Origin of the sequence: Methylobacterium bullatum (assembly GCF_014845095.1) — a bacterium.
In the GTDB taxonomy this organism is placed as follows: domain Bacteria; phylum Pseudomonadota; class Alphaproteobacteria; order Rhizobiales; family Beijerinckiaceae; genus Methylobacterium; species Methylobacterium bullatum.
This window is the reverse complement of the sequence record NZ_NKUG01000111.1, coordinates 1-17,657: the sequence shown is the minus strand read 5'-3', so window position 1 is coordinate 17,657 and position 17,657 is coordinate 1. Positions and strand designations below refer to the sequence as shown.

The window sequence follows — 17,657 nt, the reverse complement described above, 5'->3', positions numbered from 1 at the left end:
GTCGTCCTCCCTCGTCTCGCGATCGTTATTGGCCGGCCGGAATGGCGCCTTGAGGCAATTGAAGGCCGCGAGGAGCCGCGCCCTCCCCTCGCCCAGCTCCCTCGGCGGCGGAGGCCTTGGGCGGGCGCGGTGATTTGGCGACGGGCTTGGGCTTCGCCTTGGCGACGGGCGCCGCCTTCACCTCCGGGGCATCGCCGCAGCGGCGGTAATCGAGGCGTGCCAGAGCCTCGCCGGCCTCCGAGACGATGTTGAGGAAATCCGGCAGCACCGTCAGCTGCTCGTCCCAGCGGACCGGGCCGCCTATCGTCGCCTCCAGGGCTGCGGGGCTGCCGCCCCGGCGCAGGGCCAGGAGATCGGGGCCGAAGGCGGTGGCGGCCTTGTTGCCGAGGACGACCTGCAGCACGCGGGTAGCCTCCGGCGTCAGGGGGCGAAGCGGGTTGTCGACGGTGATCGTGCCGCTCCGCGTCACCCAGAGCGAGACGGCGCCTTGGCCCTCGTAGAACGCACCCTGGCCGTTGTCGCAGACCACGATGAGCTCGGGCAGTTTCACGGGAGCGAGATTGGCCGCCGGCGTCGGCAGGGGCGCGGCCTGAGGAGCATCGGACGCCTCGGCTGGCTTGGCGACGGGTTTCGGTTTGGGCTTGGGCTTTGGTTTCGGCTTAGGCTTGGGGGCCGGAGCCTCGGCCTCGCCCAATGGCGCGGCGTCCTCTTGTGTGAAACCGGGGGAGACTCCCAGCATCACGCATAAAAGAGCAACGCAGGAGACCAGCGCCAGGCGACTCCCAGTCCGCATCCTCCAAGGCCGAAACGCGGAGTTCGGGTTGCCGGAAGGACAGGACGGGATCGAAGAGATCTGCATGGCTGAGAGGGTTACCCCAGCGAGGGCCGGCTTGCATCCACTTGTGGCGCGCCACAGGAGTGCTTTCGCACAGAGGCAGGCATTGCCGCCCGGGTCGCCCTGGCCGGAACGGTCCTTGCGTCTCGTTTCGGCCCCTTGCGCCGAGGGAACGCGGAGCCGAAACCATGCGGACGGATTGGCCTTGCACGGTGGTGGCGCCGGTTCGCAAAGCGATCCATCGGTGGATGACGGGTCGTCATGCACGCATTGTCGCCGGCGCGACGCCCAACCTGTTCTAAGGCGACTCGGCTTCGGGGCCGTCCTCTTTCTTCTGTCCAGACAAGGTCGATCGATGCGCATGCTTGACCGCAGCCCAGCCAATACGGTGCCCGATCCCGGCAAGCTGGAACAGGATCTCATCGCCCTCATCGAGGATTCTCGCGAACGGTCGAGCGAGGATCCGTTCCGTAATCCCGTCCTGGCGGTGACGCTCGCGATCACCCGCCGCTTAGACCGCGACGAGATCGACGAGGACGACCTCGACGGCCTGTTCACCCGGTTACGCACACAATCCCTGGTAGCCCGGGCCGAGCGCCTGCGCGGCTATGTCGGGCTGGACCGGGACGCGCAGGCATCGGCAGACAGCACGATGCCGGCGCGCCTCGTGGCGGCGATCCCGAAAGGCACAGGGGATTTCGAGACCTTCCGCGATCTCGTGGGCCGTACCGGATTCGCCGTGGTGTTCACCGCCCACCCGACCTTCGGCATGCCGAAGGCCGTGGCGGCCCTCATCGCCGAGGCCGCGTCCCAGGACAGCGAGGCGGCGCGCCGGCCCCTGATGGAGAAGGCCGCCGCCCTCTCGACCCGGCCGGATGCGAAGATCAGCCTGGACGACGAGTTCGAACAGGCCTGCCTCGCGGCCAATCACGGCCGCGCGGCCCTGGACAGCTTCAACGCAGCCCTGCTCGATGCGGCCCGCTCGCGCTGGCCCGACCGCTGGACGGAACTGGTGCTCAAGCCCTTCGCCCTCGCCTCCTGGGTTGGCTGCGACACGGACGGGCGCACCGATATCGGCTGGTGGGACACCCTGCGCTACCGCCTGGAATCGAAGCGCATGCAGCTCGACCGGGTGATGCGCCACCTGCCGAACGTGCCGGCCACCAACGTGGTGCGGGACCTGACGCAGGGCGCGCTGGCGGCCGTCAACCGGCAACTCGCCGTCGCCCCGCGCCTCGGGACCAAGCCTACCCTGGAGGCGGTGCACCGCTTCGCTCTGGCGCTCATCATCGAGCGGGAGCGCGCCCAGACCGATTCCGGGCCGCTCCTGGCGGGCCTCGCCGGAGCCCTGGGCGGCGTCGAGAGCGACGAGGACAAGCGCGCCATCGCTCTCCTGCGCTCCGGCATCGCGACACACGGCCTGTCGAACGCCCTGCCGCATTTCCGGCTCAACGCCAGCCAGATCCACAACGCCGTGCGCCGGGTCATCGACCTCGAAGGGGAGCCGACGGACGCGGCGCAGCGGCGCTCGCACCTCTCGACCATCCACGCCCTCCTCAACGACGTGCATCCGGTGGCCGTGGATTTCGGCGCGCTCGCCGCCGAGCGTGCCTCGGCCGCGCGCCTGATGATGACCATCGCGCAGATCCTGAAGCACGTGGACGGCACCCATCCGGTGCGCTTCCTCATCGCCGAGACGGAGACCGGCTACACCCTTCTCGCCGCCCTCTGGCTCGCCCGGCATTACGGGATCAGCGACAAGGTCGAGATCACGCCGCTGTTCGAGACGGCGAGTGCCCTGGAACAGGGCATCCGCGTCCTCGACGATGCCCTGCGCAACCCGCATTGGCGCGCCTATCTCAAGCGCATCGGCCGGCTGACGGTGCAGTTCGGCTACTCGGATTCGGGCCGCTATGTCGGCCAGCTCGCCGCGAGTTTCTGGATCGAGCGCCTGCGCCTGCGCATCACCGACCTGATGACGCAGAACGGCCTGTCCGGCATCGAACTCGCGATCTTCGATACCCATGGCGAATCGATCGGCCGCGGCGCCCATCCGACCTCCCTGCGGGACCGCCTCGCCTATCTCGCGCCGGAGGATTCACGGCACCGGAACCGCAAGGCCGGCATCAAGGTGCGGCTGGAATCCAGCTTCCAGGGCTCGGACGGTTACCTGATGTTCGGCACGCAAGCGCTCGCCCGCGCCACGGTGGAGCGGATCGCCGAGCACCTCTTCGCCTTCGACATCGCCGACGACGATTCCTTCGCCGACTATGTCCTTTCCGACGCGCCGGGCGCCGACGAGACCGACGACCCGATCTATGGCGAGGCGGATTTCGCCGCCGAGTTCTTCACCGTCGCCCGCCAGGACATGGAAGCCCTGGTGGACGACCCTGGCTACGCCGCATTGCTGGGCACGTTCGGCCCTAGCCTCCTCGACCGCACCGGCTCGCGTCCGGTGGCCCGCCAGACCGATAGCGGCGGCCCCAGCATGATCACCCATCCCCGCCAGATGCGGGCGATTCCCAACAACGCGATCCTGCACCAACTGGGGTACCTCGCGAATTCGCTCCACGGCCTCGGCCGGGCGGCGAGCCGCGCACCGGATCTGTTCCGCGACATGCGCCGCGATTCGGTCCGGTTCTCCCGCGCGTTCCGCCTCGCCCAGCATGCCTCGGCGGTGGGCGACCTCGATGTGCTGCGCGCCTATATCGATACGCTCGACCCGGCCATGTGGCTGGAACGGGCACGGCGCACGCAGCGCGACGACCGGCGCGACGAACTTCTCGTCATCGCCACCGCCCTCGACCGTCTGCGCCTCGCCCCCGACCTGCGCCGCCTGTTCGGTCGCCTCACCAGCGACTGGCTGAGTTTGCAATCCGCCGCCCCGGACCTCGGCAAGATGTCGGTGAGGCTGACGATGCTCCACGCCCTGCGCCTCGCCCTGATCCACCGGATCTGGTTCCTGGCCGTGCACATTCCCGGCTTCCGCCCGCAATCGGGCATCACCCGCGAGCAGCTGATCGAGCGCTTCCTCCGCCTCGACATCGACGGCTGCCTCGCCATGCTCGACGAGATCTTCCCGATCACGCCGGACCCGACCCTCGGCCTCAATTTCGGCGAGCCCGCCGGACCGCGCGATGTCGGCACCTACGAATCGGAGCACAAGACGATCTTCGGCCCGATCCGCCAGTCCTTCGCCCGCGTCCGCGAGCTGTCGGGCATGATCCAGCACGAGGTGGGAGCGTTCGGGTAGGGCACCGTGGATCCCGGGTTCCGCTGCGCGGCCCCGGGACGAGCGGTGCCGCTCAGGCCCCTGCGGCGCGGGGGCGCTCCCCGAAGATCGCTGTGCCGACGCGGATATGGGTGGCGCCCATCTGGATCGCCGCCGGGTAATCCGCGCTCATGCCCATGGAAAGGATGGGCAGGTTGTGGCGCTCGGCGATGCGGGCCAGGAGGGCGAAATGCGCCGATGGCGGGGCTTCGGCCGGCGGGATGCACATGAGCCCGTTGATCGCCAGACCATGGGTCTCACGACACTCGCTGAGGAGGACGTCCACCTGCGAGGGCGAGACCCCGGCCTTCTGCGGCTCGTCACCGGTATTGACCTGGACGAGCAGCTTCGGCGTGCGCCCCGTGCGCTCGATCTCCTTGGCCAGGGCCGCCGCCAGTGACAGCCGGTCGAGGGCATGGATCACATCGAACAATTCCACCGCCTCGCGGGCCTTGTTCGATTGGAGCGGCCCGACGAGATGAAGCTCGACATCGGGAAAGCGCTCGCGCAAAGCCGGCCACTTCGCCTTCGATTCCTGAACGTAGTTCTCGCCGAAAACCCTATGCCCTGCCTCAAGAGCCGGGACGATGCCGTCCGCATCGATGAGCTTCGAGACCGCCACCAGCGAGATCGTGGCCGGGTCCCGCTCGGAATCCTGAGCCGCCTGGACGATCTTATCGCGCACGGCTTCAAGCCCGGCGACGACGGCGGCGGCGTCAGGATGGGCGTATCTCGGCGTGGTGGAGTCGGGCATGATGTCTCGCGGGCGAAGGAGGGGGCGGGTTACGCCTGACCTATCATCCGCAACGCCGGCCGCAAGCGCCGGGCTCCACCGGTGACGGCTCTGTTGACCGGCAAACAAGCCGTGTTAGTCCGGCATCCAACCGTTCCGGCGCCGCGTGAGGCGCCTCGCCAGGCCGTCCTGGCCGTAGTCAGAGCCCGCACCATGACTTCCTCCCCCATGCCCGTTCCAGAGCGCTACAACGCCAAGGATGCCGAGCCGCGCTGGCAGGAGGCCTGGGCCGCCCAGGGTATCTACGCCACGAAGAACGACGACCCGCGCCCGAAATACTACGTGCTCGAGATGTTCCCCTACCCGTCGGGGCGCATTCATATGGGCCACGTCCGCAACTACGCCATGGGCGACGTGGTGGCCCGCTACAAGCGCGCCAAGGGCTTCGCGGTGCTGCACCCTATGGGCTGGGACGCCTTCGGCCTGCCGGCCGAGAACGCGGCGATGGAGCGCAAGGTCAACCCGCGCGACTGGACCTACGCCAACATCGCCACCATGCGCGGCCAGTTGCAGAGCATGGGCCTGTCACTGGACTGGAGCCGGGAGATCGCAACCTGCGATCCCGACTACTACAAGCACCAGCAGCGTATGTTCCTCGACTTCCTCGACAAGGGACTCGTCACCCGCCGCACGGCCAAGGTGAACTGGGACCCGGTGGACCATACCGTGCTGGCCAACGAGCAGGTCATCGACGGGCGCGGCTGGCGCTCGGGCGCGCTGGTGGAGCAGCGCGAGCTGACCCAGTGGTTCTTCAAGATCACCGATTTCGCGCAGGATCTCTACGACGCACTCGACGGCCTGGAGCGTTGGCCGGAGAAGGTCAGGGTCATGCAGAAGAACTGGATCGGCCGCTCGGAAGGGCTTGAGGTCCGCTTCGCCTTCGATTCGCGTGACGGCGAGATCAAGGTCTACACGACCCGTCCCGACACCCTGTTCGGCGCGAAGTTCCTGGCCATTGCGGCCGACCACCCGGTCGCGGCGTCCGTGGCCGTCACGCGTCCCGAACTCCAGACCTTCATCGAGGAATGCCGTCGCACCGGCACGGCGCAGGCCGCGATCGACACGGCGGAGAAGCTCGGCTTCGACACGGGGTTGCGGGTGCGCCACCCCCTCGACCCGTCCTGGCTGCTGCCCGTCTACGTGGCGAATTTCGTCCTGATGGATTACGGCACGGGCGCCGTGTTCGGCTGCCCCGCCCACGACCAGCGCGACCTCGACTTCTCCAACAAGTACGGCCTCGGCAATACGCCCGTCGTCTGTCCGGAAGGGCAGGACGCGGCGAGCTTCGTCGTCACCGACACCGCCTATGACGGCGATGGCCGCATGATCAATTCGCGCTTCCTCGACGACATGACGACGGACGAGGCCTTCCACGCCGTGGCGAACCGGCTCGAGGCCGAGATCCTGGACGGGGAGGCGGTGGCGGCGCGCAAGGTCCAGTTCCGCCTGCGAGACTGGGGCGTCTCGCGCCAGCGCTACTGGGGTTGTCCGATCCCGATCATCCATTGCGATGCCTGCGGGCCGGTCTCCGTCCCGGTCGCCGACCTTCCGGTGAAGCTGCCCGACGAGGTCTCCTTCGATACCCCCGGCAATCCGCTGGAGCGTGATCATGCCTGGCGCAACGTGCCCTGCCCGCGTTGCGGCGCTGCGGCCCGGCGTGAGACCGACACGATGGACACCTTCGTGGATTCGTCCTGGTACTACGCCCGCTTCACCGCTCCCTGGCTGCAGGACGCGCCGACCGACCGTTCGGCGGTGGATCACTGGCTGGCCGTGGACCAGTATATCGGCGGTATCGAACACGCGATCCTGCACCTGCTCTATGCCCGCTTCTTCACGCGAGCGATGCAGGCGACGGGCTGGTCCGGGGTTTCCGAGCCTTTTGCCGGGCTCTTCACGCAGGGGATGGTGGTCCACGAGACCTACAAGGACGCAGCGGGTGCATGGGTTCAGCCCGCCGATATCCGCATCGCCGCCGAGGGCGGCGGGCGTCAGGCGTTTCACGTGAAAACAGATGCACCGATCTCGATCGGCTCCATCGAAAAGATGTCGAAGTCCAAGAAGAACGTGGTGGACCCGGACGACATCATCGCGAGCTACGGCGCCGATACGGCTCGCTGGTTCATGCTGTCCGATTCGCCGCCCGAGCGTGACGTGATCTGGACGGAGGATGGCGTCCAGGGCGCGGCCCGCTTCGTTCAGCGGGTCTGGCGCCTGGTCTCTCTCGCTGTGGGCGTGCCGGCAGCGAGCGGAGCGTCGGACGCTGCGCTTCGCAAGGCCGCCCACAAGGCTCTCGCCGCGGTGGAAGAGGATGTGGAGCGCCTCCGCTTCAACCGTTGCGTCGCCCATATCTACACGCTGTCGAACGCTCTCGATGAGGCGATCCGCACGGCCACCGTATCGCGCGACGCGGCGACGGAAGCGGCGGGCATCCTCACGCAGCTCGTTGCGCCGATGATGCCGCATCTGGCCGAAGAATGCTGGTCGGCCCTCGGACGGCAGGGATTGGTCGCTCAGGCCGCGTGGCCGGTGGTCGATCGTGCGCTACTGGTGGAGGACGAGATCACCCTCCCCGTTCAGCTCAACGGCAAGAAGCGTGCGGATGTCACGGTGCCGCGCACGGCCGATACCGCGACAGTGGAAGCTCTCGTCCTCGCCGATGAGGCGGTGCAGAAGGCACTCGAAGGCCGTCTCCCCCGCAAGGTCATCGTGGTGCCCGGGCGAATCGTGAATCTCGTGGTGTGAGAGCATCGAGCCTCTCTTGCCGGCCCCGCGTTCCATCGTCAGGAGGCCCATCGGCCCCCGCATTTCAGGATGCGGGGGAATGGTAGGAGGAGGAGCGACGACCATCGTCCCGCCGCAGAGGAATCGTAAAGCTTGCTGCTTATACAGGTGACGCAAGGGGCGGGATCGCCGTAAAGAGCGAGACCGGACGGAGAGCATTGCTGCGATGATGATGCATGGGCTGAGACAGGCGGTACGGTCCCGCGCGGTGAAGGTCGCGTTGGTCTCCCTCATGGCCGTCAACCTGTCGGCCTGCTTTCGTCCGCTCTACGGACCGACCGCGTCCGGCGAGCCCATGGCCGCCCTCCTTGCCTCGGTACAGGTGGACGACGTCTCCACGGCCGCGGGCCAGGAGCGGCTCGGCCATTACCTGCGCAGTGAACTCATCTTCGATCTCGACGGTTCGGGCCAGCCGTCTCCGAAACGCTACCGCCTGAAGATGCAGGGCAGCGAGTCGGTGAAGACCCCCATCGTGTCATCTCAGACCGGACGTGCCGAAGCAGGCACCCTGGTGGGGACCATCCGCTTCTCCCTCGAATCCCTGGACGGAGCGAAGATCATCACCGAGGGTGTGGCGGTGGCCACGACCACCTACGATCGCTCGATCCAGCGCTTCGCCTCCCTGCGTGCGGCCCGCGATGCGGAGATCCGTCTGGCCAAGACCCTGGCCGATCAGATCAAGACGCGGATCGCTTCCGTTCTGGTGACCAAGCCCTGACCGCCGTCAAGGCTGGCGATATCGAGGCGCTGCTGCGGCGCGGACCGGCGTCGCAGATCGCGGTCATCCTCGTCTACGGGCCGGATACCGGCCTCGTTTTCGAACGAGCCAAGCGTCTGGCCGAGAGTTTCGTCACTGACCCGTCCGACCCCTTCGCCCTGGTCAAGATCGACGGCGATGTCCTCGCGTCCGATGCGGGACGCCTCGTGGACGAAGCCGGCACGGTTGGCCTGTTCGGCGGCCAGCGCAGCATTTGGGTAAGGCCAGGAAGCCGCAACTACGCTCCGGCCGTGGACGCGGCGCTTAAGGCCGAGATCGCCGGTGCACGCATCGTGGTGGAGGCGGGAGACCTCGCCAAGAGCGCGCCCCTACGGACGCTCTGCGAAAAGTCGACTCGGGCGCTTGCCCTGCCCTGCTACGCCGATGACGAACGGGCCTTGGCCGAGCTCATCGACCGCACCCTCCAGGAGAATGGCCAGCGCATCGCCCGTGAGGCGCGCGATATCCTGGCGATGAGTCTGGGCGGCGACCGGCGAGCGAGCCTGTCCGAGATCGAGAAACTGGCGCTCTATGCCAGGGGCCAGACCGAAATCACCCTGGACGATGTGGAGGCCGTGATCAGCGACGTCGCTGGCAGCGTCCTCAATACGCTGATCGATGCCGCCTTCGTCGGCCGCGGTGAAGAGGTCGAGCGGGATTATCGCCGCTTCCGCCACGAGGGTATGGACCCGTCGATGATGCTCGGCTCGGCCCTGCGCCACGCCCTGACACTCCTCTCCACGCGGATCACGGGGGAGGGGCAAAGTCCGAGCATGATGGTGGGCAATTGGCGCGGCCTGCACTTCCGCCGCAAGGCCATCGTCGAGGCCCAGCTAGGGCGCTGGTCTCCCGTCGCCCTCCGCCATGCGGTTCAGCTGCTCCAGGAGGCCGTGCTCGCCTGCCGCCGCGCCCAGCCCGACCTCGCCCATGCTCATGCTTCGGCGACGCTTCTGCGCATCGCCACGGAGGCCGCCCGTCGGCGCGGCTGATAATCTGCCATCCTGCGCGCGCTTGCCCGCCCATGTCCCATCGCTCGTCAGAGGCGGATCCGAGTTTCGGGAGGTCCATCGCGAAAATCGGATGCGATGGAACGTCGATGGTCGTCGCTCTCCTCGTTGACGACTCGCTCCGGTCGCGCCTAATCACCCTATGTCCCAGACGAGCTCTTCTTTCGACGTGGTCGTGGTCGGCGGCGGCCATGCCGGCGTGGAAGCGGCCGCCGCCGCCGCCCGCACCGGAGCCCGCACCGCCCTGGTCACTCACTCGGCCTCCACGATCGGCGCGATGTCGTGCAATCCGGCCATCGGCGGTCTTGGTAAGGGACATCTCGTCCGTGAGGTCGACGCCCTCGACGGATTGATGGGCCGGGTCGCCGATGCGGCCGGTATCCAGTTTCGTCTGCTCAACCGGCGCAAGGGTCCCGCCGTGCGAGGCCCCCGCACACAGGCCGACCGTAAGCTCTACGCTCGGGCGATGCAGGAGGCGGTGGCCGAGACCGCCAATCTCGTGGTGGTGGAGGGGGAGGTCGCGGATATCCTCGTCGACGCCACACGAGTGGCAGGCGTGATCCTGGCAGACGGCGGAATCCTGGCCTGCCCGGCGGTCGTATTGACCACCGGCACGTTCTTGCGCGGACTGATCCATATGGGCGAGGTGCAGATCCCCGCCGGGCGTGTAGGGGAGGGGCCGTCCGTCGGGCTTGCTCAGACCCTGGACCGCCTGGGTTTTGCCCTCGGGCGGCTCAAGACCGGTACACCTGCCCGCCTCGATGGCCGCACCATCGACTGGTCCGGGCTCGAGATGCAGTCGGCGGATGATGATCCTGTGCCGTTCTCGACACTTACGGACCGGATCACCACGCCCCAGATCCAATGCGGAATCACCCGCACCACCCGTGCCGTGCACGATCTCATCCGCGCCAATCTCCACCGCTCCCCGATGTATTCCGGTGGGATCAGCAGCCGTGGCCCGCGCTATTGTCCCTCCATCGAGGACAAGGTGGTGCGTTTCGGAGATCGTGAGGGGCACCAGATCTTCCTGGAGCCGGAGGGGCTCGACGACCCGACGGTGTATCCCAACGGGATTTCGACCGCCTTGCCGGAGAGCGTGCAGCGCGATTTGATCGCCCTGATTCCCGGCCTCGAACATGCAACGATCGTGCGTCCGGGCTACGCCATCGAATACGATTACGTCGACCCGCGCGAACTCGACACCGGCCTTCAAGCCAAGCGCCTGCCCGGCCTTTTTCTCGCGGGGCAGATCAACGGCACCACCGGTTACGAAGAAGCGGCAGGGCAGGGGCTGGTGGCCGGGATCAATGCGGCCCGTCTGGCGGGTGGATCGCCTCTCGCCAGTTTCGACCGGGCGGAATCGTATCTCGGCGTGATGATCGACGATCTCGTGACCCATGGGGTCAGTGAGCCCTACCGCATGTTCACGTCGCGCTCGGAATATCGGTTGTCTCTCCGCGTGGACAATGCCGACGAGCGCCTGACCCCACGCGGCGCTGCCCTCGGCTGTGTCGGCTCGGTGAGGGCCGAGCATTTTGCCCGCTCCCAGGGCGAACTCGAAGCGGCGAGAGCACGGCTCGACGGCCTCAGTCTGACACCGGCGGCAGCGGCTCGGCACGGCATCGCCCTCAATCAGGACGGCATCCGCCGCAGTGCCTACCAATTGCTGTCCTATCCCGAGATCGGTTGGGACCGTCTCACCGAGGTCTGGCCCGAACTTCTGAGCGTGTCCCCCCGAGTGGCGGACCGCCTGCGAACGGACGCGACCTATGCCGTCTATCTCGACCGGCAGAGTGCCGATATCGCTGCCTTTCGACGGGACGAGGCCGTGGCCTTGCCGATCAAGCTCGACTATGGGGCGATTCCCGGTCTGTCCAATGAGATGCAGGCCAAGCTCGAAGCGGTCCGTCCCGGCACGCTCGGTCAGGCGGCGCGGATCGAGGGCGTGACCCCCGCTGCCCTCACTCTCCTCGCGGCGCATGCTCGCCGTGCCGACCGCTCCGGCCTGGCCGTCGTCCATGGCCGTTAAGCAGGACGACCGGGCTCGGGTGCTCGCCCAGGCAAATGTTTCACGTGAAACAGCCGCGGCGTTGGACATCTATGTCGAGCAATTGCGCCGGTGGCAGAACGTCAAGAATCTCGTCGGACCGGCTACTCTCGCGGAGGTCTGGACACGACATATCGCCGATGCACTACAACTCCTCGATCTGGCTCCGACCGCCACCACATGGCTCGATCTCGGTTCGGGGGCGGGCATTCCCGGCCTCATCCTCGCCATCGCGGGGCGCGAACGGCCTGGCTTTCAGGTGGATCTGATCGAGAGCAATGCGCGCAAATGTGCCTTCCTCACTGAGGCTGCGCGCCTCACGAAAGCCCCGGCGCGGGTACGCAACCTTCGCATCGAAGACGCGGTTGCCGACCACGTCGGAATCGATGTCGTCTGCGCCCGCGCCCTGGCCCCGCTTCACCAGCTGCTCGACTGGACCGAACCGCTGTTGACAACCGGCACCACCGCCCTGTTTCCGAAGGGCCGTGATGCACAAGCGGAATTGACCGCTGCAGCGCAACGGTGGAGATTCGTTTACGATCTGGTGACGAGCCGTACTGAGTCGGAAGCGCGGATCGTCCGCGTCACCGCCCTCTCCCGCGTGGATTCATGACCATCGAACCCTCTTCCGCCTCCAGGGCAGTGCCCGAGCGGCCGCTACGCATCCTAGCCTTGGCCAACCAGAAGGGCGGCGTCGGCAAGACGACGACGGCCATCAACCTTGGTACCGCCCTCGCTGCCATTGGCGAACGCGTGCTGGTGATCGACCTCGATCCGCAGGGCAACGCCTCCACAGGACTCGGCATCGATCGTCGCTCGCGCAAGGTTTCGACCTATCATGTGCTCGCAGGGGACTCGTCCCTGGCTCAGGCCGTGGTGCCCACCGCCGTGCCTCGCCTGCTGCTCGCCCCCTCCACGATGGATCTGCTAGGCCTCGAACTCGAGATGGCGAGCTCATCGGACCGCGCCCATCGCCTCCGCAACGCCATGAGCGATATCGGCAAGGCCGGTGCGACGGAGGGCGTCACCTATGTCCTGATCGATTGCCCGCCGTCGCTGAACTTGCTGACGATCAATGCCCTCGCGGCCGCCGATGCGGTGCTCGTGCCGATGCAATGCGAGTTCTTCGCCCTCGAAGGGTTGAGCCAGCTTCTGCGTACCGTGGAGCAGGTACGTACGGCGTTGAACCCCCGGCTGACGATCCAGGGTGTGGTGCTGACCATGGTGGATCCGCGCAACAACCTTTCGAACCAGGTCGCCGCCGACGTGCGGAGCTTTCTTGGCGATAAGGTCTACGAGACCACGATTCCCCGGAACGTGCGTGTGTCGGAGGCCCCGTCGCATGGCAAGCCGGTATTGCTCTACGACCTGAAATGCGCCGGCTCGCAGGCCTATCTGCGCCTGGCTTCGGAGGTGATCCAGCGCGAAGGCCGGCTGCCGGTCGCGGCCTAGGTCTCTCGTTCTTTCCTGTAAATGCGTAGCGTGTCGGAGTTGGAAGCAGGTGGCGATGGCGGATGATGTGGCGCGGCCCCGGCTCGGGCGTGGGCTGGCGGCCCTGATCGGTGACTTCGGCGACGACAACGGCGATGCGGGTAAGCCGCAGGCACAGCGTAAGGTCGCCGTCGAGTTTCTCCGTCCCAACCCACGCAACCCGCGCCGACGCTTCCATGACGCCGAACTGGACGAACTCGCCGCGTCCATCAAGCTGCGCGGCATCATCCAACCCATCGTCGTGCGGGCGCTTGCGGGCGTTCCGGATACTTTCGAGATCGTCGCTGGTGAGCGCCGCTGGCGCGCGGCGCAGCGCGCCGGTTTGCACGAAGCCCCCATCGTCGTCGTCGAAATCGACGACCGGACGTCCCTCGAATACGCCATTCTCGAGAACGTCCAGCGCAGCGACCTCAACGCCATCGAAGAGGCGGCCGGTTACGAGCGGCTGATGAGCGAATTCCGCTATAGCCAGACGGAGCTCGCCGAGATCATCGGCAAGAGCCGCAGCCATCTCGCCAACACCCTGCGGCTATTGCAATTATCCAGCGCGATCCAGGACCGGGTCGTCGCGGGCGAGATCACGGCCGGTCATGCCCGCGCCTTGCTCGCGGTGAGGGACCCGGAAGGGGTCGCCCGGCGCATCGTCACAGAGGGCCTGTCCGTGCGTGAGGTCGAGGCCCTCGCCTCGGCGGAAGTGCCGGAGGGCGACGCACCCCGCCCAGGACGCCCTCGCAAGCCCGAGCGCGATATTCAGGTGCGCAGCCTCGAACAGGCCATGGCTCGCGCGCTCGGCGTCTCGGTCTCCCTGAAGGCCAAGGGTCAGGCCAGTGGCGAGATCCGAATCCGCTATGAGACGGCGGAGGAACTCGATGCTCTATGCAAGCGGTTCGAGGTATCCGATGGAGCGTGAAGCTCGTTCGGCACCGTCATCCACACCTTCGCGGAACGCTTGACGCATCGGCGCAAGGCGATTTCGGACGGGAAAGGAATCCCGGCTCGGTCTGTCTGCATCCTTATTTGCCGATACAGAATCCTGAGAACAGACGGTCGAGCATGTCCTCGACGCCAACCCGGCCGGTAACCTCGCCCAGGGCGCGAACGGCGAGGCGTAGATCCTCGGCCAGAAGTTCCGGAAGGGCAGGGCCCGACAATACCCTGTCTAGGTGATCGCGGCAGCGGGTCAGCCCGTCGCGGTGGCGTTCGCGGGTGACGAGGGCATCGCCACCGCCGAGGGCAGCCTCCGCCCGTGCCTCGATGAAGTCGAGCAGGCGCTCGATACCCTGGCCGGTCAGCGCCGAGACTGCTATGTCGCCGCCCCCATCGCTTCCGAGATCCGCTTTCGTGCTCACGAGAATGCAGCGATCGGGTAGGGGGAGCGCTTCATCGGTCGAATAGTCGCCGGCGCGGAGAGCGAGGACGAGGTCGGCCTGCTCCATCCGCTTGCGGGTGCGGCGAATGCCTTCGGATTCCACGGGATCGGCGGTGTCACGCAGTCCCGCCGTATCGACGATGATGACCGGCAATCCGCCGAGATCGCAGCGGATTTCGATGAGATCGCGCGTCGTGCCGGGAATCGCCGAGACGATCGCGGCATCGCGTCGGCTCAGGGCGTTGAGCAGGGTCGATTTGCCGGCATTCGGCGGGCCGGACAGCACCACCACAAAACCTTCCCTCAGGCGCTCTCCCCGCCGGGCATCGGCAAGAGTCACGTCGATCTCGTCGCGGATCGCGCGGGCCTTCACATGCAGCGCAGCGTCGAGCGCCGCTTCATCGACATCGCCTTCATCGGAGAAATCGAGAGCGGCCTCGGCTCCGGCCAGGAGATCGATCAGTCGGTCCCGCCAATCGGCGACCTTGCGACCAAGGACGCCGTCGAGTTGGCGCAGGGCCTGGCGCCGTTGGGAATCGGTTTCCGCGTCGATCAGGTCTGCTGCGCCCTCGGCGGCGGTGAGATCCATCCGCCCGTTCTCCACTGCACGGCGGCTGAAGGCCCCCGGTTCGGCGAGACGGCATCCGGCCTGTGCGGCGAGGACGGCCATGACGGCGGACCGAACGGCGAGTCCGCCATGGAGGTGGAGTTCGGCCATGTCCTCGCCGGTGAACGTGGCGGGTCCTGGCATCCAAACGATGAGGGCGGAGTCGAGTACGTCACCGCTTGCAGGGTCGCGCAGCGTGCGGAGCGACAACCGTCGGGGCGGCGGCAGGCGCCCGGCCATCGCCCCAAGGAGAAACGGGGAAGCCGGACCACTGATGCGGATCACGGCAACAGCAGCCCTGCCGAAGCCGCTTGCCGGCGCGAAGATAGTGGTGCCGTCGCTCATGGCCGACATGCTGCCAAGTCTCGATGAAGCGGGGCGAATGTCCCCACTCGACGACTACATTAGCCGGCAAATCGAGTGCTTTCCGGCGGAAAGCATCATTCGCCGCCCGTGATGTTGTATTTTCCGCGATGGACCTCTCTCCACGCTCCCGGCAGGAGATGACACGAGGTCTAGAACAAGCATCCTCCCTCGCCAGGAAACACCCGTCGTCTATCGACGGGCGTTCGAGCTGGAGGGAAGACCGTTCTCAGGTGTTCATGGAATCGAAGAAGTCGTTGTTGCTCTTGGTCTGGCGCAGCTTGTCCATGAGGAACTCGATGGCGTCGGTGACGCCCATCGGGTTGAGGATGCGGCGCAGCACGTAGGTCTTCTTGAGCGAATCCGGCGGGACCAGAAGCTCTTCCTTGCGGGTGCCCGAGCGGGTGATGTCGATGGCCGGGAAGATCCGCTTGTCCGAGACCTTGCGGTCGAGAATGATCTCGGAGTTGCCGGTGCCCTTGAACTCCTCGAAGATCACCTCGTCCATGCGCGAGCCGGTGTCGATGAGGGCGGTGGCGATGATCGAGAGCGAACCGCCTTCCTCGATGTTGCGCGCCGCGCCGAAGAAGCGCTTGGGGCGCTGGAGCGCGTTGGCGTCGACACCGCCGGTGAGCACCTTGCCGGAAGACGGCACCACGGTGTTGTAGGCGCGGCCGAGGCGGGTGATCGAATCGAGCAGGATGACCACGTCGCGGCCATGCTCCACGAGGCGCTTGGCCTTCTCGATCACCATTTCGGCGACCTGAACGTGGCGGGTGGCGGGCTCGTCGAAGGTAGAGGCGATGACCTCGCCCTTCACCGAGCGAATCATGTCGGTGACTTCCTCGGGGCGCTCGTCGATGAGCAGCACGATGAGGTAGCATTCCGGATGGTTGATGGTGATGGACTGCGCGATGTTCTGCATCAGCACGGTCTTGCCGGTGCGCGGCGGCGCCACGATCAGGGCGCGCTGGCCCTTACCGATGGGGGCCACGATGTCGATGATGCGCGGGCTGAAGTCCTTCTTCGGCGGCGCATCGAGTTCGAGCTTGAAGCGCTGGGTCGGAAACAGCGGCGTCAGATTGTCGAAATGGACCTTGTGCTTGATCTTCTCCGGGTTCTCGAAGTTGATCGTGTTCACCTTGAGCAGGGCGAAGTAGCGTTCACCGTCCTTGGGACCGCGGATCGGTCCCTCGACGGTATCGCCGGTCCGCAGGCCGAAACGGCGGATCTGAGTGGGTGAAATATAGATGTCGTCGGGGCCCGGCAGGTAGTTCGATTCCGAAGAGCGAAGGAAGCCGAACCCATCCTGCAGCACTTCCACCGTGCCGGCGCCGATGATCTCGACCTCCTTGGCAGCGAGCTGCTTCAGGATGGAGAACATCAACTCCTGCTTGCGCATGGTGGAGGCGTTCTCGACCTCGACCTCCTCCGCGAAGGCGATCAGGTCGGTGGGGGTCTTCGACTTCAGATCCTGAAGCTTGACCTCGCGATGCTGACTGAGATCGGCCGCGACCAACCCGACTTCGGCCGGCGGATCAACGGGAATGAGGGAGTCGTTCTGTGACGTCATGGGAGAATGAGAACCGACGATGGACGAGGGTTGATCGGGCGGGACAGTCGGAAAAGCGCCGGATGCCTTGTCGGCACCTATGTCGAAGCGTCGGTAAAGACCGGCTCCGCGCATCGTCTTGAGGGAGCCTGTAGCTCTCGGATGCAACACGGCGTAAAAGGAGGGACTTTCCGCATATCGCGTTTTCGCATCCGGCTCAAGTCCCACTCGCGCGAGCGCAGGGCGAGCCGGCCGTGGCCTTGGCGGGACGCGGTGGGGACAGACGCCTCAGCGACGCCTCAGACGCACATAGAGCGCGCCCGCGCCGCCGTGGTGGCGTGCCGCCTCCTCGAAGCCGATGACGATGCTGCGCAGTTCCGGCGAGCGCAGCCAGTGGGGAACCTGACGGCGCAGGACGCCGCGCTCCGAGAACGCCTCGTCAAAGCCCGATCCGCCCCCCTTGCCGGTGACGACGAGGACATGGGCGTGGCCCGCCGAGCGGCAGCGCATGAGGAAGCCGACCAGGGCGCCGTGAGCCTCGGCCTGATACATTCCGTGAAGGTCGATCCGCGCCTCGACCTTGAGCGATCCGCGCCGCAGGGCGAGGCGCGCCTTGCGTTCGAGACCGGGCAGAGGCGGCGCCGTGACGACGGTCGCCGGGGCCGCGACGGGGGAGGGCGCGGGGATCGGCTTCACGATGCGTTTCACCGGGGCCTTCACGCCGCCGGGCAAGGCTGGCCTCTCCGTGACCGGCTTCGTCACGGGTTTGGCGGCGAAC

Annotated in this window: 14 protein-coding genes; 9 read left to right on the top strand and 5 right to left on the bottom strand. The window is 66.8% G+C overall.

Annotated elements, in window-relative coordinates:
• Positions 1–25: 25 nt before the first annotated feature.
• Positions 26–694 (bottom strand): hypothetical protein, encoded by a 669-nt coding sequence (locus MBTS_RS16040; RefSeq protein ID WP_147829636.1) that lies wholly within the window; start codon positions 692–694, stop codon positions 26–28.
• 502 nt (positions 695–1,196) lie between these two features.
• Between MBTS_RS16040 and MBTS_RS16035 the strand changes: the two genes are divergently transcribed.
• Positions 1,197–4,088 carry a phosphoenolpyruvate carboxylase gene (locus tag MBTS_RS16035; protein ID WP_192216008.1) on the top strand — a complete coding sequence of 964 codons (2,892 nt, stop codon included), beginning with the start codon at positions 1,197–1,199 and terminating at the stop codon, positions 4,086–4,088.
• Positions 4,089–4,140: 52 nt separating this feature from the next.
• On the opposite strand, the gene MBTS_RS16030 is transcribed toward MBTS_RS16035, so the two are convergent.
• A complete protein-coding gene (locus tag MBTS_RS16030) occupies positions 4,141–4,860 on the bottom strand; it encodes a YggS family pyridoxal phosphate-dependent enzyme (RefSeq protein WP_056148602.1) in 720 nt (239 codons plus the stop codon).
• Between the two features lie 192 nt (positions 4,861–5,052).
• On the opposite strand from MBTS_RS16030, the gene leuS reads away from it, so the two are divergent.
• From leuS to MBTS_RS15995, 7 genes are all read left to right on the top strand, one after another.
• On the top strand, positions 5,053–7,644 hold the full coding sequence (gene leuS, locus MBTS_RS16025) for a leucine--tRNA ligase (RefSeq protein ID WP_147829634.1): 2,592 nt from the start codon (positions 5,053–5,055) through the stop codon (positions 7,642–7,644).
• Between the two features lie 205 nt (positions 7,645–7,849).
• The gene (gene lptE, locus MBTS_RS16020) at positions 7,850–8,401 is read left to right on the top strand and encodes an LPS assembly lipoprotein LptE (RefSeq protein WP_056148598.1); all 552 of its coding nucleotides are present in this window, start codon (positions 7,850–7,852) and stop codon (positions 8,399–8,401) included.
• On the top strand, positions 8,398–9,429 hold the full coding sequence (gene holA / locus MBTS_RS16015; protein ID WP_056148595.1) for a DNA polymerase III subunit delta: 1,032 nt from the start codon (positions 8,398–8,400) through the stop codon (positions 9,427–9,429). Before lptE ends, holA begins: the two co-directional genes overlap by 4 nt.
• 160 nt (positions 9,430–9,589) lie before the next feature.
• The gene (mnmG, locus tag MBTS_RS16010; protein WP_147829633.1) at positions 9,590–11,479 is read left to right on the top strand and encodes a tRNA uridine-5-carboxymethylaminomethyl(34) synthesis enzyme MnmG; all 1,890 of its coding nucleotides are present in this window, start codon (positions 9,590–9,592) and stop codon (positions 11,477–11,479) included.
• A complete protein-coding gene (gene rsmG / locus MBTS_RS16005) occupies positions 11,469–12,110 on the top strand; it encodes a 16S rRNA (guanine(527)-N(7))-methyltransferase RsmG (RefSeq protein WP_147829631.1) in 642 nt (213 codons plus the stop codon). Before mnmG ends, rsmG begins: the two co-directional genes overlap by 11 nt.
• Positions 12,107–12,949, top strand: coding sequence for a ParA family protein (locus MBTS_RS16000; RefSeq protein ID WP_018045845.1), 843 nt, complete (start codon positions 12,107–12,109; stop codon positions 12,947–12,949). The genes rsmG and MBTS_RS16000 overlap by 4 nt, the downstream gene beginning before the upstream one ends.
• Before the next feature lie 55 nt (positions 12,950–13,004).
• Positions 13,005–13,898 carry a ParB/RepB/Spo0J family partition protein gene (locus MBTS_RS15995; protein WP_018045844.1) on the top strand — a complete coding sequence of 298 codons (894 nt, stop codon included), beginning with the start codon at positions 13,005–13,007 and terminating at the stop codon, positions 13,896–13,898.
• Positions 13,899–14,001: 103 nt separating this feature from the next.
• Here the strand turns inward: MBTS_RS15995 and mnmE are convergent, their stop codons facing one another.
• Positions 14,002–15,309 (bottom strand): tRNA uridine-5-carboxymethylaminomethyl(34) synthesis GTPase MnmE, encoded by a 1,308-nt coding sequence (gene mnmE / locus MBTS_RS15990; protein WP_187273315.1) that lies wholly within the window; start codon positions 15,307–15,309, stop codon positions 14,002–14,004.
• On the opposite strand from mnmE, the gene MBTS_RS15985 reads away from it, so the two are divergent.
• Positions 15,239–15,421 (top strand): hypothetical protein, encoded by a 183-nt coding sequence (locus MBTS_RS15985; protein WP_187273316.1) that lies wholly within the window; start codon positions 15,239–15,241, stop codon positions 15,419–15,421. The genes mnmE and MBTS_RS15985 overlap by 71 nt on opposite strands.
• A gap of 135 nt (positions 15,422–15,556) precedes the next feature.
• On the opposite strand, the gene rho is transcribed toward MBTS_RS15985, so the two are convergent.
• Positions 15,557–16,900 carry a transcription termination factor Rho gene (gene rho, locus MBTS_RS15980; protein ID WP_056148583.1) on the bottom strand — a complete coding sequence of 448 codons (1,344 nt, stop codon included), beginning with the start codon at positions 16,898–16,900 and terminating at the stop codon, positions 15,557–15,559.
• A gap of 267 nt (positions 16,901–17,167) precedes the next feature.
• The coding region (locus tag MBTS_RS15975) for a Smr/MutS family protein (protein WP_244973577.1) at positions 17,168–17,657 on the bottom strand (490 nt) is incomplete at its 5' end.

Coding starts and splice junctions, on each gene's coding strand:
- MBTS_RS16035 (WP_192216008.1), top strand. CDS start 1,197: ATGCTTGACCGCAGCCCAGCCAATACGGTGCCCGATCCCGGCAAGCTG.
- MBTS_RS16030 (WP_056148602.1), bottom strand. CDS start 4,860: ATGCCCGACTCCACCACGCCGAGATACGCCCATCCTGACGCCGCCGCC.
- leuS (WP_147829634.1), top strand. CDS start 5,053: ATGACTTCCTCCCCCATGCCCGTTCCAGAGCGCTACAACGCCAAGGAT.
- lptE (WP_056148598.1), top strand. CDS start 7,850: ATGATGATGCATGGGCTGAGACAGGCGGTACGGTCCCGCGCGGTGAAG.
- mnmG (WP_147829633.1), top strand. CDS start 9,590: ATGTCCCAGACGAGCTCTTCTTTCGACGTGGTCGTGGTCGGCGGCGGC.
- rsmG (WP_147829631.1), top strand. CDS start 11,469: ATGGCCGTTAAGCAGGACGACCGGGCTCGGGTGCTCGCCCAGGCAAAT.
- MBTS_RS16000 (WP_018045845.1), top strand. CDS start 12,107: ATGACCATCGAACCCTCTTCCGCCTCCAGGGCAGTGCCCGAGCGGCCG.
- MBTS_RS15995 (WP_018045844.1), top strand. CDS start 13,005: ATGGCGGATGATGTGGCGCGGCCCCGGCTCGGGCGTGGGCTGGCGGCC.
- MBTS_RS15985 (WP_187273316.1), top strand. CDS start 15,239: ATGCGGATCACGGCAACAGCAGCCCTGCCGAAGCCGCTTGCCGGCGCG.
- mnmE (WP_187273315.1), bottom strand. CDS start 15,309: ATGAGCGACGGCACCACTATCTTCGCGCCGGCAAGCGGCTTCGGCAGG.
- rho (WP_056148583.1), bottom strand. CDS start 16,900: ATGACGTCACAGAACGACTCCCTCATTCCCGTTGATCCGCCGGCCGAA.